This is a genomic window from Ahrensia kielensis DSM 5890 (assembly GCF_000374465.1).
Classification (GTDB): Bacteria; Pseudomonadota; Alphaproteobacteria; order Rhizobiales; family Rhizobiaceae; genus Ahrensia; species Ahrensia kielensis.
This window is the reverse complement of the sequence record NZ_KB894528.1, coordinates 268,289-283,160: the sequence shown is the minus strand read 5'-3', so window position 1 is coordinate 283,160 and position 14,872 is coordinate 268,289. Positions and strand designations below refer to the sequence as shown.

At 48.9% G+C, this 14,872-nt stretch carries 15 protein-coding genes; 11 read left to right on the top strand and 4 right to left on the bottom strand.

What is annotated here, in order from left to right; all coding sequences use genetic code 11:
• Positions 1 to 9: 9 nt before the first annotated feature.
• Positions 10 to 957: an ACP S-malonyltransferase gene (gene fabD, locus C504_RS0101285; protein WP_018687486.1), complete on the bottom strand. Its 948-nt coding sequence runs from the start codon at positions 955 to 957 to the stop codon at positions 10 to 12.
• Between the two features lie 250 nt (positions 958 to 1,207).
• On the opposite strand from fabD, the gene C504_RS0101280 reads away from it, so the two are divergent.
• Both C504_RS0101280 and C504_RS0101275 read left to right on the top strand, forming a co-directional pair.
• Complete coding sequence (locus C504_RS0101280) at positions 1,208 to 3,016, top strand: methyl-accepting chemotaxis protein (RefSeq protein ID WP_026317116.1); 1,809 nt, start codon at positions 1,208 to 1,210, stop codon at positions 3,014 to 3,016.
• A 191-nt stretch (positions 3,017 to 3,207) separates the two neighbouring features.
• Complete coding sequence (locus tag C504_RS0101275; protein WP_156815819.1) at positions 3,208 to 3,474, top strand: hypothetical protein; 267 nt, start codon at positions 3,208 to 3,210, stop codon at positions 3,472 to 3,474.
• 13 nt (positions 3,475 to 3,487) lie between these two features.
• Here the strand turns inward: C504_RS0101275 and C504_RS16985 are convergent, their stop codons facing one another.
• Complete coding sequence (locus tag C504_RS16985) at positions 3,488 to 4,399, bottom strand: nucleoside hydrolase (RefSeq protein ID WP_041951477.1); 912 nt, start codon at positions 4,397 to 4,399, stop codon at positions 3,488 to 3,490.
• Positions 4,400 to 4,706: 307 nt separating this feature from the next.
• Between C504_RS16985 and rpsF the strand changes: the two genes are divergently transcribed.
• From rpsF to C504_RS0101225, 9 genes are all read left to right on the top strand, one after another.
• Entirely contained in the window at positions 4,707 to 5,114 is a 408-nt protein-coding gene (rpsF, locus tag C504_RS0101265) for a 30S ribosomal protein S6 (RefSeq protein ID WP_018687482.1), read from the top strand.
• 2 nt (positions 5,115 to 5,116) lie between these two features.
• Complete coding sequence (gene rpsR, locus C504_RS0101260) at positions 5,117 to 5,365, top strand: 30S ribosomal protein S18 (RefSeq protein ID WP_026317115.1); 249 nt, start codon at positions 5,117 to 5,119, stop codon at positions 5,363 to 5,365.
• 163 nt (positions 5,366 to 5,528) lie between these two features.
• Positions 5,529 to 6,491, top strand: a complete 963-nt coding sequence (locus C504_RS0101255) for a YybS family protein (RefSeq protein WP_018687480.1) — start codon at positions 5,529 to 5,531, stop codon at positions 6,489 to 6,491.
• Positions 6,492 to 6,515: 24 nt separating this feature from the next.
• Entirely contained in the window at positions 6,516 to 7,139 is a 624-nt protein-coding gene (rplI, locus tag C504_RS0101250; protein WP_018687479.1) for a 50S ribosomal protein L9, read from the top strand.
• Positions 7,140 to 7,328: 189 nt separating this feature from the next.
• Complete coding sequence (locus C504_RS0101245; protein ID WP_018687478.1) at positions 7,329 to 8,852, top strand: replicative DNA helicase; 1,524 nt, start codon at positions 7,329 to 7,331, stop codon at positions 8,850 to 8,852.
• Positions 8,853 to 8,954: 102 nt separating this feature from the next.
• On the top strand, positions 8,955 to 10,361 hold the full coding sequence (radA, locus tag C504_RS0101240) for a DNA repair protein RadA (RefSeq protein ID WP_018687477.1): 1,407 nt from the start codon (positions 8,955 to 8,957) through the stop codon (positions 10,359 to 10,361).
• 99 nt (positions 10,362 to 10,460) lie between these two features.
• Entirely contained in the window at positions 10,461 to 10,985 is a 525-nt protein-coding gene (locus tag C504_RS0101235; RefSeq protein ID WP_018687476.1) for a CvpA family protein, read from the top strand.
• A 5-nt stretch (positions 10,986 to 10,990) separates the two neighbouring features.
• A complete protein-coding gene (purF, locus tag C504_RS0101230; protein WP_018687475.1) occupies positions 10,991 to 12,457 on the top strand; it encodes an amidophosphoribosyltransferase in 1,467 nt (488 codons plus the stop codon).
• Between the two features lie 11 nt (positions 12,458 to 12,468).
• Complete coding sequence (locus C504_RS0101225) at positions 12,469 to 13,218, top strand: SDR family NAD(P)-dependent oxidoreductase (RefSeq protein WP_018687474.1); 750 nt, start codon at positions 12,469 to 12,471, stop codon at positions 13,216 to 13,218.
• A gap of 66 nt (positions 13,219 to 13,284) precedes the next feature.
• Here the strand turns inward: C504_RS0101225 and pssA are convergent, their stop codons facing one another.
• Entirely contained in the window at positions 13,285 to 14,124 is an 840-nt protein-coding gene (pssA, locus tag C504_RS0101220; protein WP_018687473.1) for a CDP-diacylglycerol--serine O-phosphatidyltransferase, read from the bottom strand.
• Positions 14,125 to 14,136: 12 nt separating this feature from the next.
• The gene (locus tag C504_RS0101215) at positions 14,137 to 14,835 is read right to left on the bottom strand and encodes a phosphatidylserine decarboxylase (RefSeq protein WP_018687472.1); all 699 of its coding nucleotides are present in this window, start codon (positions 14,833 to 14,835) and stop codon (positions 14,137 to 14,139) included.
• Positions 14,836 to 14,872: the final 37 nt, after the last annotated feature.

Below are 14,872 nucleotides of genomic sequence, written 5' to 3'. Positions count from 1 at the left end.
TAATTATTGTTAGGCGTTCGTTTCTAAAAACGCTTCTATATCGGCAGGTGTGTTGATGGCAACGCCAGCAAGATCACGGTTTATTCTACGCGCAAGGCCCGTAAGGACTTTACCGGAGCCTATTTCAGCAAGCGTTGTTACGCCATTGGCACCGAACCATTCAACAGTCTCCCGCCAGCGCACCTGCCCTGTGACCTGCTTAACCAAAAGGTCAGTCAACACGGCCGGATCGGTTTCTGGCGCTACATTAACATTGGTTACAACAGGCACAACGGGTGCATTTGCAGTGACTTCTGCCAGCGCCTTTGCCATAGCTTCAGCGGCAGGCTGCATGAGTGCACAATGGAATGGTGCAGATACTGGCAATAACAATGCTCTTTTAGCACCAGCCTCTTTTGCAGCTTCAGCGGCTGTTTCAACAGCAACTTTAGAGCCGGAGATGACCAATTGACCGCCACCATTATCATTGGCGATCTGGCAAACGCCTGATGTTGCTGATGCGGCATTTGTGCAAATTGCTTTCACAGCGTCATCTTCAAGGCCGATGATTGCAGCCATTGCGCCCACACCGACAGGTACAGCCGCCTGCATCGCGTTGCCTCTAATGCGTAGTAAACGTGCCGTATCAGCCAGTGAGAACGTGCCAACGGCTGCATGAGCGGCATATTCGCCAAGCGAATGCCCCGCAACGAATGAAACTTTGGATTTCAAATCAAAGCCTTTGGCCGCTAAAACACGGGCAACAGCCACAGAAACAGCCATAAGTGCAGGCTGCGCGTTGGCGGTGAGTGTCAATACATCCTCTGGCCCGTCAAACATTGTCGCAGAAAGCTTTTCACCAAGAGCCTCATCAACTTCATCAAAGACCGCTTTTGCCTCGGTGTAAGTCTCAGCAAGTTCTTTGCCCATACCAACGGCTTGGCTGCCCTGCCCTGGGAATGTAAATGCGAGTGTCATGAATAAGTGCTCCACTGGTTTTGGCGGTCAATGAGGATATGGTGAAGGATTGTCAAGGTTTCGGCATATCACCAAGTGCAATTTACTTCTTCACAAAGCGCTAAATTTGTTAACTTTTTAACACAATTTTAAACGAAAACAGTCCAACTGAAAGCGTCGACGATTGTCCTCAATCGCTACATGAGTAGCTCGACCGCCATCAGGCATGTTTTTGCATTTAACGCCTGACATTTAGGTCAAGACATTGAAAATCAGTAACATTCGCATCTCAACTCAGCTTTTTTGCTTAGTATTTGGGTTGATTGCAGCATTCTCCATATTGCAATTCGTTCAAAGCAAAGCTGCCTCTGAAGAACTTCGCCAAGAGCGCTTCCATTTATTAAGCAGCCAAACTCAAAGCGCGATTTCCATATTACAATATTATTACGACCTATCGCAGGCTGGCGAAATGGCGGAAGAAGAAGCGCGCGCTGCGGCTTACAAAACAGTTTCAAATATTCGTTTTGAGCCAGACGGATACTTTTTTGGCTTCGACAGCGACACCAAAATGATCCTGCACGCCAACCCAGCGACGGTCGGCAAGGATTTTAAGGGTATTACCGATAAAAATGGATATGCTTTTGCTGACGCGATGATGGACATTGCACGAAACGGTGGCGGCATCACAACATATCATTGGCCAAAGCTTGGTGAGCCTGACAATATTGTCTTTGAAAAAGCCAGCTACAACGCTGAATTTGCACCTTGGGGCATTGTTCTGGGTACAGGCGTTTACACAGACGATTTGAATGCTCAAATCTGGGCTGATCAAATGACGTCCATCATTGCAGATTTAGTTATCCTTATCCTTGGGCTTGTTGCTGCATATTTTCTAATTCGCGGCATAACAAACCCATTGAAAAATGTGCATGATGCGATGCAAGCGGTAGCGGCAGAGAATGTAGATATTGACGTTCCTCACACCGAGATGAGAAACGAAATTGGCATGATGGCAAATGCAACTCAGACTTTGAAAGAAAAGGTCATTGAGCGCCAGCAGCTAACACAAGCGAAGATCGAGCAAGACGCCCTCATTAATTCTGAGCGTGAAAGCAACACCAACGCCACCAAAGCAGAAGCAGAACGCCAAGCTAATGTTGTAAAGACAATTGGCGCGGCTCTAGCACAGTTGGCAAATGGCGATCTTTCCACGCGCTGCGAGGCGCTTGGCGGTGAATATGAAACGCTTCGCCAGAACTTTAATAATGCGATGGAAAAGCTTGAAGCCGCTATGGCGAATATTCACCAGAAAGGCAGCGATCTTGATGCTACTTTCTCTGCGATCAGCCATTCGTCTTCTGAGATGTCAACGCGCACAGAAAGCCAAGCAGCGAACTTGGAAGAAACATCAGCTGCCCTCACCGAGCTAACTGAATCTGTTAGCAGTGCTGCGACGGACGCTAAAAATGTTGCTGGCCGTGTTGATGAAGTCAGCAATGATGCTGCCCGTTCAAATGCAGTTGTCGACAAGGCAATTTCTGCAATGAGCAGTATTGAGAAATCATCTGCGGAAATCACAAAAGTTATTAGCGTGATTGATGAGATCGCCTTCCAGACCAATTTGCTTGCACTTAACGCTGGTGTTGAAGCAGCGCGTGCCGGTGAAGCTGGTCTTGGCTTTGCCGTTGTAGCTCAAGAAGTTCGTGAGCTTGCACAGCGCTCTGCTGCTGCGGCAAAAGAGATTAAAGGCCAGATCCAGCAATCAACAACACAAGTTAAAGAAGGTGTTGGACTTGTTGGTCAGACAGGCGAAGCCTTGAAGCGGATTTCAGATCAAATCAATGAGGCCAATCAGCTCGTAGCTAAGATTTCGGTTTCTGCCAGCGAGCAATCAACAACGCTTCATGCCATTTCTGAGGCTGTTAATGAGATCGACTACGGCACACAGCGAAACGCTGCCATGGCCGAAGAGTTGACAGCAACAGCGGGTGGATTGGCGCAGGACACCTCTGAGCTCATGTCTATGATCCAGCAATTTAAGCTTACACAAAAACGCGACGAAATGCGTATGGCAAGCTAGATACGAATATAACTCCCAGTTGCACTTAAACAGCAAGCACTTTGCCTCCCCCTATTGTTAAAATAGTGGGAGGTCTTTTTTTTTAAATAACACCTGTTTGAATATTGTGCTCAGCCCCAAAAATGCCGTAATTGAGGCAATCATTTAAGCGTCCAATCCCATTTCGGTGATTGCTAATAGGGCTTCAATCCGTGACGACACAAATCATTACCCAAACGGGCGCACCTGCAAAATTTACCTTCGATCTCATATTGCGAATATTTGGCGGCTTTACATTTATTGCCAGTCAAATTTTCTGCGCGGCAGCAGCAATTGTCTTTTGTACAGCCGGTCTCTTTCACTTAAGCACGAAGGCGACAATGATTGAATCTGCGATCATCGCGGTGCCGACACTTATATTATGCGCACAAGTGTTCATGATGGTCGTGCGTGCAGAACGAGACCCAGACAATAACTAAATTCACGGCTGGATTAGTCCAACCGTGAAATTTCAGTTTTGAGTGTTGATAGCGCCCATGGCGCATCAATATTCATCGCGATGGCAACAGGCTTGCGGTTTTCATCGGCAATGGTTGCGCCGTAATTTGTTTCATCCAAGCTCACGCGCAAACCGGAACGGTGAAAGTCAAAGCGCTCAGGGTTTGTGCAGCACAACACGGCTGCAGCGTCATGCATGGCGCATCCATCAGCATTGACCACATCGCGGTAGAACTGCAGGTAGAACGGCGTGATGCGGCTAATAAAGCCCCCAATTTTCGGCGACTCTTTCGCAAGCGCTATAAAGTCGTCCGACTTCATCAATGTCTGCATGGTTGCATTCAAGCCAACCATTTTGATCTCTAAATCGGATGCAAAAACCTCATCTGCAGCACGTGCATCATGAAAAATATTGGCTTCGGCATGTTCTGTAATATTGCCGGCATGCTCAAATGCACCGCCCATAAGGACAAGTTCTTTAAGATTGGAAGCAAAAGAATCATCCAACCGCAGAGCGTCGGCAATATTTGTTAATGGCCCTATCGCGCAGACCGCGAGCTCGCCTTTGTTTTCGCGCGCCATACGCACCAAAAACGCGGCAGCGGTCTCATCAATATTGGCACCGATCTCAGGCACATCAATAATATCGCCAAAACCTTCGGGCCCGTGCACATGCGGTGCAGGTTCATATGCTTCTTCGCCATAAGGCAGGCTGGCGCCCTGCGCCACGGGCACATCAGCGCCCAGCAATCCAGCTAAATAGCGTGCATTGCGGCTCGACTGCCCCACAAATGTGTTGCCAAATATTGTCGTTAGGCCGACAAGCTCAATGTCCGGCATGGCATGTGCAAGCGCTATCGCGATCACATCATCAACGCCTGGATCTGTATCAATAATCATTTTCATGCAGCGCTGTTATCGCTATTTATAATCTGTTACAATCTGGTTTTAGAAATTGCGCCTATTTCAGCGCGCAAGACTTAGCGCTCTCCCCTTGCACTACGGTATAAAAACTGTATAAGGCGGCCATTGCTGATCAGCCGGGGGCTGAACGGAGGGTGGCCTTTTGGCTATTGAACATTGATTGTGTTCGCCTCCCGTGTTCCCGCTCTCGACCCATACCGAGATCAAAGCACCTTTCCTACCACATTTGTGGCGGATCTGGTTGCGGAGGCTTCGCGCTGAACAGCAGCAACGAAAGGAAAGGCATAAAATGGCTTTATACGAGCACACATTTCTTGCACGTCAGGATATTTCTGCGCAGCAAGTTGAAGAGCTAACACAACACTGGAAAGGTGTTTTGGAAGCAAACGGTGGTACAATCGGCCGTGTTGAAGGCTGGGGACTGAAATCTCTTCAGTACCGCATCAAGAAAAACCGCAAAGCACATTTCGTGATCATGGACGTTACTGCACCTGGTGCAGCTATTCATGAACTCGAGCGCCAAATGCGCATTCATGAAGACATTCTTCGCTACATGACTATTAAAGTTGATGCGCACGAAGAAGGCCCTTCAGCAATGATGAAACGCGGTAGCGACCGTGATGATCGCGGCCCACGTGGCAATGATCGTGGTGACCGCCCTGCACGTGCTCCGCGCGAAGACAAAGGTGATAACTAATCATGATAGATATTAATCAGCTTCCTACACGTCGCCCGTTTCACCGTCGTCGTAAGACATGCCCGTTCTCTGGAGCAAACTCTCCAAAGATCGATTATAAAGACGTGAAATTGCTTCAGCGTTACGTTTCTGAGCGCGGCAAAATCATTCCTTCACGCATCACAGCTGTGAGCATGAAGAAACAGCGCGAGCTTGCAAAAGCAATTAAACGCGCACGTTTCCTTGGTTTGCTACCTTACGTAGTAGGCTAATATACTATTGCTCGGCGGCTTGCCGCCGAGCTTTTCTCTTGTGTGTTCGGCACTCACGAGAAACACAATAATCACACCGCCTATCTGCTTCGACCAAACAGATATGCGAAAATTCCGAGTTGGGGTGACATCACCTCTAACTGCTCGATAGCAGGACAGCGAAATGAACATTAACGGCCAAGACATTATGATTGGGTTGATCGCAGGTGCTGCGACAGCTTTGTTGTGCCTTGGTGTTGCGACCGGTTCAGGTCTATCCATTCTGCTTTATCTGCTCTCTGCTGTTCCGATTATGGTCGCTGGCCTCGGATGGAGCCTTGCTGCATCAATCATTGCGACCTTTGTTGCGACGATCGCGGTTTTTGTCATTGCAAATGAAATGACAGCGCTGTTTGTTGTTTTGACCACCGCCCTTCCCGCTGCAGCTTGCGCCTATTGGATGACGCTTTCACGTCCAGCAGAAGAAATTGGCGGCCCACAGGGCAAGCTTGTCTGGTTTCCATTTGCCGACGTCCTATTTCGTATGTGCCTGATGATTGGCGCAGCTTTTATCATTATTGGTATCGCCATTAATTATGGCCCAGAGCTTATGAAACCTGTTCTTGACGAACTTGTTGCCAATCTTCAGATCAACAATCCTGATTTTGCATTTTCACCAGAAGCGCGCACTCAGTTTGATGCAGCGATTGTGGGCATGATGCCATTCATGCAGCCCTTAATGTGGACCTGCGTGATGATTGGCAATCTTTACATTGCGATAAAAATTACGGCGACCTCTGGTCAGCTAAAGCGCCCATCAGATGATTTCCCAACAGCTATGCGGATGCCAAAGCCGTCGCTTATCCCCTTTGGCATTGCTGCTTTACTTTCATTGATTGGCGGCGCTGCAGGCCTTGGTGCCAGCGCGATTTTGGGCGGCCTAGCAGCTGGCTTCATGCTTTCGGGCTTTGCACTATTTCATGCCTATTCACGCGGCCGCGCATGGCGCCCATTTGGCATGTTTGTTTTATATTTTGCGACGGTACTCACAATGTTACCGCCGTTTTTAATGTTCTTGATTGGCCTGTTTTCGCTCGCGCGCAATATGCCGATTTCCAATCCACCTCATAACAATTCAAATGAATAGATAGAACGAGAAAGGTTCAATATTATGAAAGTTATTCTTCTTGAACGTATCGCCAAGCTTGGCGCTATTGGCGACGAAGTTACTGTAAAGCCAGGTTTTGCACGTAACTTTCTTTTACCAACAGGCCGTGCACTACGCGCAAACGCAGCAAACCGCGAAGTGTTTGAAGCACAGCGTGCCGAAATCGTTGCACGTAACGATGAGCGCAAAGGCGCTGCTGAAGAAATTTCAAAAGGCCTCGACGGCAAAACATTCGTGTTTGTTCGCTCTGCTGGTGAAACAGGTCAGCTTTACGGTTCTGTTTCTACACGTGACATTTCTGAGTTTCTTGCGGCAGAAGGCCATAAAGTTTCTCGCAACCAAGTCGATCTTAAAACACCAATTAAGACAATCGGCCTTGTGGAGATTTCGTTGACACTTCACCCAGAAGTCGAAACAACGATCACACTTAACATTGCTCGTACAGCTGATGAAGCTGAGCGTCAGGAAACTGGTGAAGATCTTTCATCTGCTGATGCGATCTACGGTGAAAACGATGAGAAATTCGAATCACTTGCTGACTTCGAAGATGAAGATGATGATCGTCCACGTCGCAAAAGATCAAATGATGTTGCTGAAGAAGCCGCACCAGAAGCTGATTCTGAGTAAGCTTTAAAGCCTTACAACAAGCCCGCTTTGTTTATGCAGAGCGGGCTTTTTTGTGCGCTTTTCACGTCAACGAAAAAAGCCGATTAACTTTTTTGCCTGTGAATAGCGTGAATAATGTGATGTAGCCAAAAACTCACAACCAAGACCTCAATAAAGCAGCTATAGCTTTAGCTCAATCAGGAGAGAATCATGGCAGACCCAGCGCGCAAACAAAACGCGGCAAATGACGATTCATCGCCATTATACCGTGAAGCGCCCGGCAACATTGAAGCTGAACAGGCGCTTTTAGGTGCTGTTTTGGTCAACAATGATGCATTCTACCGTGTTTCTGACTTTCTAAAGCCTGAGCATTTTTACGAGCCGCTACACCGCCAAATTTTTGAAGTTGCAGGCCAGCAAATCCGTATGGGCAAAACGTCCAATCCGGTGACGATCAAAACATTCTTGCCTGCCGACGAAAAAGTGGGTGACATTACAGTTGCGCAATATCTTGCGCGTCTTGCCGCCGAAGCGGTGACGATTATCAACGCCGAAGATTATGGCCGTGCGATCTATGATCTTGCTATTCGCCGCGCGCTGATCGGTATCGGCGAAGATATGGTGAATATTGCTTTTGATGCACCGGTTGAAATGCCGCCCGGCGAACAAATTGAAGATGCTGAACGCCGCCTGTTCGAACTGGCTGAAACAGGCCGTTATGATGGTGGCTTCCAGCCATTCAATGACGCGCTTCGCACCGCTATTGATATGGCAAATGAAGCCTATATGCGCGAAGGAAAACTGTCCGGTATTTCAACAGGATTGAAAACACTTGATGCCAAGATGGGCGGTCTGCAACGTTCCGACTTGATCGTTCTTGCTGGACGTCCAGGTATGGGTAAAACATCGCTTGCAACCAACGTGGCGGCTAATATCGCGGCGGCTTATCGCGGCGAACAACAGGCCGACGGATCCATGAAAGCCGTTGATGGCGGTGTCGTTGGCTTCTACTCTCTTGAGATGTCAGCCGAGCAGCTTGCGACACGTATTTTGTCTGAAGTGTCGGAAGTGTCCTCTTCAAAAATCCGCCGCGGTGAAATCACCGAAGCCGAATTTGAGCAGTTGGTTACAACGTCGAACCAAATTCAACGTATGCCGCTCTATATCGACCAAACGGGTGGTATTTCTATTGCCCAGCTTGCTGCGCGTGCACGCCGCCTTAAACGTCAACGCGGTCTCGATGTTATGATCGTGGACTATATTCAGTTGATGTCAGGTTCATCGAAAAATTCTGGAAACCGTGTGCAGGAGATCACCGAAATCACGACCGGCCTCAAAGCGCTGGGCAAAGAATTAAACGTGCCTATTATCGCTTTGTCCCAGCTTTCTCGTCAGGTGGAAAGCCGCGAAGACAAGCGCCCTCAGCTTTCCGACCTTCGCGAATCGGGTTCTATCGAGCAGGATGCGGACGTTGTGCTCTTCGTGTTCCGTGAAGAATATTATATCCAAAACATGGAACCGCGCCGTTCGCCAGAAGATTTCCGAAATGATATTAAAAACGAAGAATATATCGCTTGGGAAGAGAAGATGAACAAAGTGGCCGGCACGGCGGACGTTATCATCGCCAAGCAGCGTCACGGACCGACCGGCACTGCGCGTCTATCCTTCGTGCCGCAGTTTACCCGCTTTGGCGATCTTGCTGAAGACGATCACGTGCCAGAACAATATGAATAGGCGAATGCTTCGAACATATTGTTTGATATGGCATTAGCAAATTGACGATTATGGCGATAACTGCAATAAGAACGTACCAAGAACATAGGTGCGCGAAACTGCATGGCTAAAAAATCTAAAACCGCATTCATTTGTCAGAACTGCGCCACCACGCATACGCAATGGCAAGGTAAATGCGAAGGCTGCGGCGAATGGAACACAATCGTTGAAGACAATCCTTTAGCGGGCATTGGTGGTGGACCCGGCCGCGCGCCTAAAAAGGGACGTGTTGTGCCCCTCGCCTCGCTGGATGGCGAAATCGAAGAAGCGCCACGCATTATCAGCCGCGTTGCTGAGCTTGACCGTGTTACCGGTGGCGGTTTTGTTCGCGGCTCCGCCGTTCTGCTCGGCGGTGAGCCTGGTATTGGCAAATCAACACTTCTCATGCAGGCCGCAGCTGCTTTATCCCGCGCAGGGCATAATATTGTTTATGTGTCTGGTGAGGAAGCCGTTGCACAGGTTCGCTTGCGTGCAAAACGGCTCAAAGCCAATGAGACACAGGTGCTGCTTGCAGCAGAAACCAATGTCGAAGACATTTTAACAACGCTCAACGATATGGAGAAGCGTCCTGATCTGGTGATTATCGATTCGATTCAAACCATGTGGACAGACAGCGCCGACTCAGCTCCCGGCACAGTCACACAGGTGCGCCAGTCCGCGCAGGCGCTTATTCGTTATGCAAAATCCACAGGCGCAACCGTCGTTATGGTTGGCCATGTCACTAAAGAAGGCAATATTGCTGGACCGCGCGTTGTTGAACATATGGTGGATGCCGTCATCCAGTTCGAAGGCGATGGCAGCCATCAATATCGTATATTGCGTGCGCTCAAGAATCGCTTCGGCCCGACTGATGAAATCGGTGTTTTTGAAATGATGCAATCGGGCCTACGCCAAGTTGCCAATCCATCTGAGTTATTTCTGGGCGAACGGGCCGATAATGCACCGGGCGCAGCGGTCTTTGGCGGCATGGAAGGCACGCGGCCTTTATTGGTTGAAATACAGGCATTGGTTGCGCCAACGTCGCTCGGCACACCGCGCCGCGCTGTTGTTGGCTGGGATTCTGCGCGTCTTTCAATGGTCATTGCTGTGCTGCAAGCACATTGCGGGGTGAACCTTGGACAGCACGATGTTTACCTTAATGTTGCTGGCGGCTATCGCATTTCTGAACCTGCGGCCGACCTTGCGGTTGCCTGTGCATTGATTTCTTCACTTGCTGGACTTGCTTTGCCGACTGACTGCGTCTATTTCGGCGAGATTAGCCTTTCGGGCTCGATTAGACCGGTGCCCCATGCGGGCCAAAGGATAAAAGAGGCCGAAAAACTGGGTTTCAAGTCGGCAGTTTTGCCAAAAGGAAGCTCGGATGTACCTAAACGCAACGATGAAAGCATTTTTGCAGCGGAAAAACTTGTAGATCTGGTCGTAAAGATTGCAGGCGGCAAAACACTATCCTATGAGAGTGATGAAAAATAATGGACGAAACGGGACATGTTTTGGTCATTCGGAATTAAGGGATAATTTGGTCGGGCCTTTAATATTAAGAAACCGATCTTTTTACGGGAATAGCATTCAATGCCAATAACACTCCTTGACGGCCTTTTTATCGGCCTTGTTCTTCTTTCAGCTTTACTGGCAATGGTACGCGGATTTTCTCGCGAAGTTTTATCAATCGCCTCTTGGGCAGCGGCTGCTGTTGCTGCGTTTTTCTTCTACAAGCAACTTGCGCCAACCGTTGATAATTACATTGGCAATGAGTTGATTTCGCAGCTTGTCGCAGCTGGCTTAATTTTTATTGTCACGTTGATTATTGTGACCGTGATCACGATGCGCATTGCTGATATGATTATTGATAGCCGCGTTGGCCCACTTGACCGCACACTTGGTTTTGTATTTGGCGCAGCACGTGGTATCGTGGTTGCAGCTGTTGCAGTTTGGTTTATCGACTTTTTTGTCGGCGGCGCCCAAATTGGCTGGATTGATAATGCCAAATCCAAACCATTCCTTGATACGGTTGCAAACCGCATGATCAACCTCCTGCCAGAAGATATAGACAGTATGATCTCTGGCGAAAATGATTCACAAAATACGGATACTTAGCTATCATGACACATGAATCCGACCACGAAGCAGACGATCATTTTCACGACGAATGCGGCGTGTTTGGCATTTATGGCCGCCCCGACGCAGCATCGTTTACAACCCTTGGTCTGCATGCGCTTCAGCATCGTGGCCAAGAAGCTGCTGGCATTGTTACCCATGACAACGGCCAATTCCACATTGAACGCCATGTCGGGCTCATTGGTGATACTTTCACCAAGCCCTCTGTGATTGAACGCCTGCCGGGTGATAAATCAATCGGGCACACGCGCTACGCCACCACGGGCGATTCATCGCTGCGCAATATTCAACCGCTTTTTGCCGAACTTGATGGCGGCGGCTTAGCTGTTGCTCATAATGGCAACATTACGAACGCGCTAACCGTACAACGCGAATTGCAACGCAAAGGCGCTATTTTCTCTTCAACGTCAGATACAGAGACCATTCTGCATCTTGTCGCGATGAGCCAGAAACAAGATATTCTTTCCAAATTCCAAGAAGCTATTGTGCAGCTTGAAGGCGCATTTTCGCTGGTTGCGTTGACAGCCAAGAAGCTTATTGGTTGCCGTGATCCACTCGGTATTCGCCCGCTTGTTCTTGGCGATTTAGACGGTTCATGGATATTGGCTTCCGAAACATGCGCGCTTGATATTATGGGTGCACGGTTTGTACGTGATGTAAAACCTGGTGAATTGGTCTGCATCACAGATAAAGGCATTGAGAGCTATTTCCCCTTCAAAGTTGAAGAGGAAGTCAAGCCACGCTTTTGTATCTTTGAATATGTTTATTTTGCGCGCCCTGACAGCAATATCGAAGGCCGCAATGTGTATGATGTACGCAAGCAAATCGGTGTTGAACTTGCCATTGAAGAGCCTTGTAATGCTGATATCGTAGTCCCTGTACCCGATAGCGGCGTACCTGCGGCGATTGGCTTTGCGCAAGGCGCTAATATACCGTTCGAACTTGGCATTATCCGCAACCATTATGTTGGCCGCACATTTATTCAGCCAACCGATGCCATTCGTCATATGGGCGTGAAGCTTAAGCACAATGCAAACCCGTTTGTCCTAGAGGGCAAAAGTGTCGTGCTGGTTGATGATAGTATTGTTCGCGGCACAACATCTAAAAAGATCGTACAGATGGTTCGCGAAGCCGGTGCGCGTGAAGTGCATATGCGTATTGCTTCTCCGCCAACCATGTCTCCATGTTTTTACGGTGTCGATACACCGGAGAAATCCAAGCTTCTTGCATCGCGGATGAGCATTGAGGAAATGGCCGAATTCATTCGCGTCGATTCGCTTGCGTTCTTATCCATTGACGGGCTTTACCGCGCCGTTGGCGAAGCAAATCGCAATGCGGACGTGCCGCAATTCTGTGATGCTTGCTTTACGAACCAGTACCCTACCCGCTTGCTCGACCACGATGGTCCAGACAATGTGCGTAAATTATCGCTGCTAGCAAATAATAATTAATCGGTGCTTTCATGAGTCTTGTCAAACCTGATTTATCGGGCCGTTTGGCCTTAGTTACAGGCGCGTCGCGCGGTATTGGTTACCAGCTTTCTCTTCAACTGGCTGAAGCTGGCGCAGAAGTTATTGCCGTTGCACGCACAGTTGGCGGGCTTGAAGAACTTGATGACAGCATCAAGGAAAAAGGCGGCAAGTGCACTTTGGTGCCACTCGACCTGAAAGACCTTGAAGGTATTGACCGTTTGGGCGGTGTGATTGCAGAGCGCTGGGGCAAACTAGATATTCTCGTTGCCAATGCGGGTGTGCTTGGCACGATTTCTCCTGTTGGCCACGTTAAGGCCAAAACATTTGACGAATTGATGACGGTCAACCTCAATAGTGTATGGCGTCTAATTCGCACCACGGACCCTCTATTGCGCCTGTCTGACGCTGGACGTGCAATCTTGCTGTCGTCAAGCGTTGCACATTCTGCACGCGCTTATTGGGGACCATATGCGGCCTCTAAAGCCGCTGTAGAAGTTTTGGGGCGCACATGGGCAGCTGAAGCTGAAAAAACACCGTTGCGCATCAACAATGTAAATCCGGGTGCGACGCGCACCCATATGCGTGCACAAGCAATGCCCGGTGAAAAAGCCGAAGATTTGCCGACAGCGCAGGAAACTGCGTCTAAAATTATTGGTTTGGCGTCACCAGAGCTTACTCAAACTGGCATGCTCTGGGACGTTCCCACACAAAGCTGGCTGAACTATAATCTGCCGTCTTAGACACTTACCGTATTCTTTTTGAGTTGCCTTAACGCTGTACATCGCTCGATATGCAGCGCTTCAGCTTTAGCGGTCAGTTTTCTCGATTTGATCTGCGTGCTCTGCGGCATGCTTTCGCCCATCTTTGCGATACATATGCACCGAGTACGGCAAGAATGCCAAATAGGCACATGCCGATAGCGTAAGCGTTGTCCAAGTGAAGTTTGCCAATGCGGCAACATATAAAACCACAATCAACATCATCGGCATAACGGCGGATCGTGCGATACCGCCGACCGTTTTCGCACTCCAAACCGGTAGGTTTGAGACCATCAGAAAACCAATTACGATGGTGTAAACGGAAACGAATGAGGCTGTGATCCAATCCGCTGGAAGCCCAAGAAACCCAATATAAACAGGCAGCAGAACCAATAAAGCGGCGGCGGGCGCAGGTATGCCAGTAAAGTAAGCCTTTTGCCATTTAGGGCGCGCATGATCGCCGAGTGTTATATTAAACCGTGCAAGGCGTAATGCGGCCGCGATCACATAGATCAGCGCGGCAATCCAGCCAAATTGTTTGGTTTCATCAAGCACATAAATATAGAGAATCAATGCAGGAACGCAGCCAAAATTGACCACATCGGCAAGCGAATCCATTTCAGCGCCAAACTTTGACGATGCTTTTAAAAGACGCGCTATACGGCCATCTAATCCGTCGAGCAAAGCGGCCACGAGCATAAGCCCGATAGCGGCTTCAAAACGCTGTTCAAACGCCATGCGAACTGCCGATAGGCCTGCACATATAGCAAGCACGGTTACAATATTCGGCACTAAATAACGCAGCGGGATTTCACGCAAGCGCTTGTGTTGATTGTCTTTGTACTTATCTGGACCATCCGGCTCAAACGGCGGAAAGGCATCATCCATCGACATCTATCATCAACCTTTGCGCGTTACGCGCAGTTTATACTCACTGCCAAAACCAGCCAGAACCGTTTCGCCGGCAATCGCATTTTGGCCAACTGCAACCTGAGGCACAGCGGATTTCGGCAAATAAATATCAAGTCTTGATCCAAATCGAATGATACCGAAACGTTCGCCGGCAGCGATCTGCTCACCTTCATTGGCAAAACATAAAATGCGCCGTGCAATCAATCCAGCAACCTGAACTGTCGCTATCTGGCCGTGCGGGCTTTCAATCACCAAACCATTGCGCTCATTTTCGCGGCTCGCCTTATCAAGATCAGCATTAAGAAACTTGCCGGGTTTATAAGCAATTTTGGAAATCTCTCCGCGCACTGGCGCACGATTAACATGGACAGAAAAGACATTCATGAAAACAGAAATACGGGTCCACTCGTCGTCGCCTAATCCTAGTTCTTCTGGCGGCACAACCGGACCAATCGCCGAGACAACACCGTCCGCTGGGCTGACAACAATATCATCATCGAGCGGCGTGGTGCGCTCTGGGTCTCTAAAGAAATAGGTGCACCAAGCGGTCAGCACGAGACCGACAAAAAACAACGGCTCCCAGATCATGCCCAGCACAATCGTCATCAAGGCAAATATGCCAATAAACGGCCAGCCTTCTTTGTGAATTGGGACAAAGACTTTTTGAATACTGTCTACCAGACTCATTTTATAACGCTCTAACGGTTTCGTTTATTTCATGTAA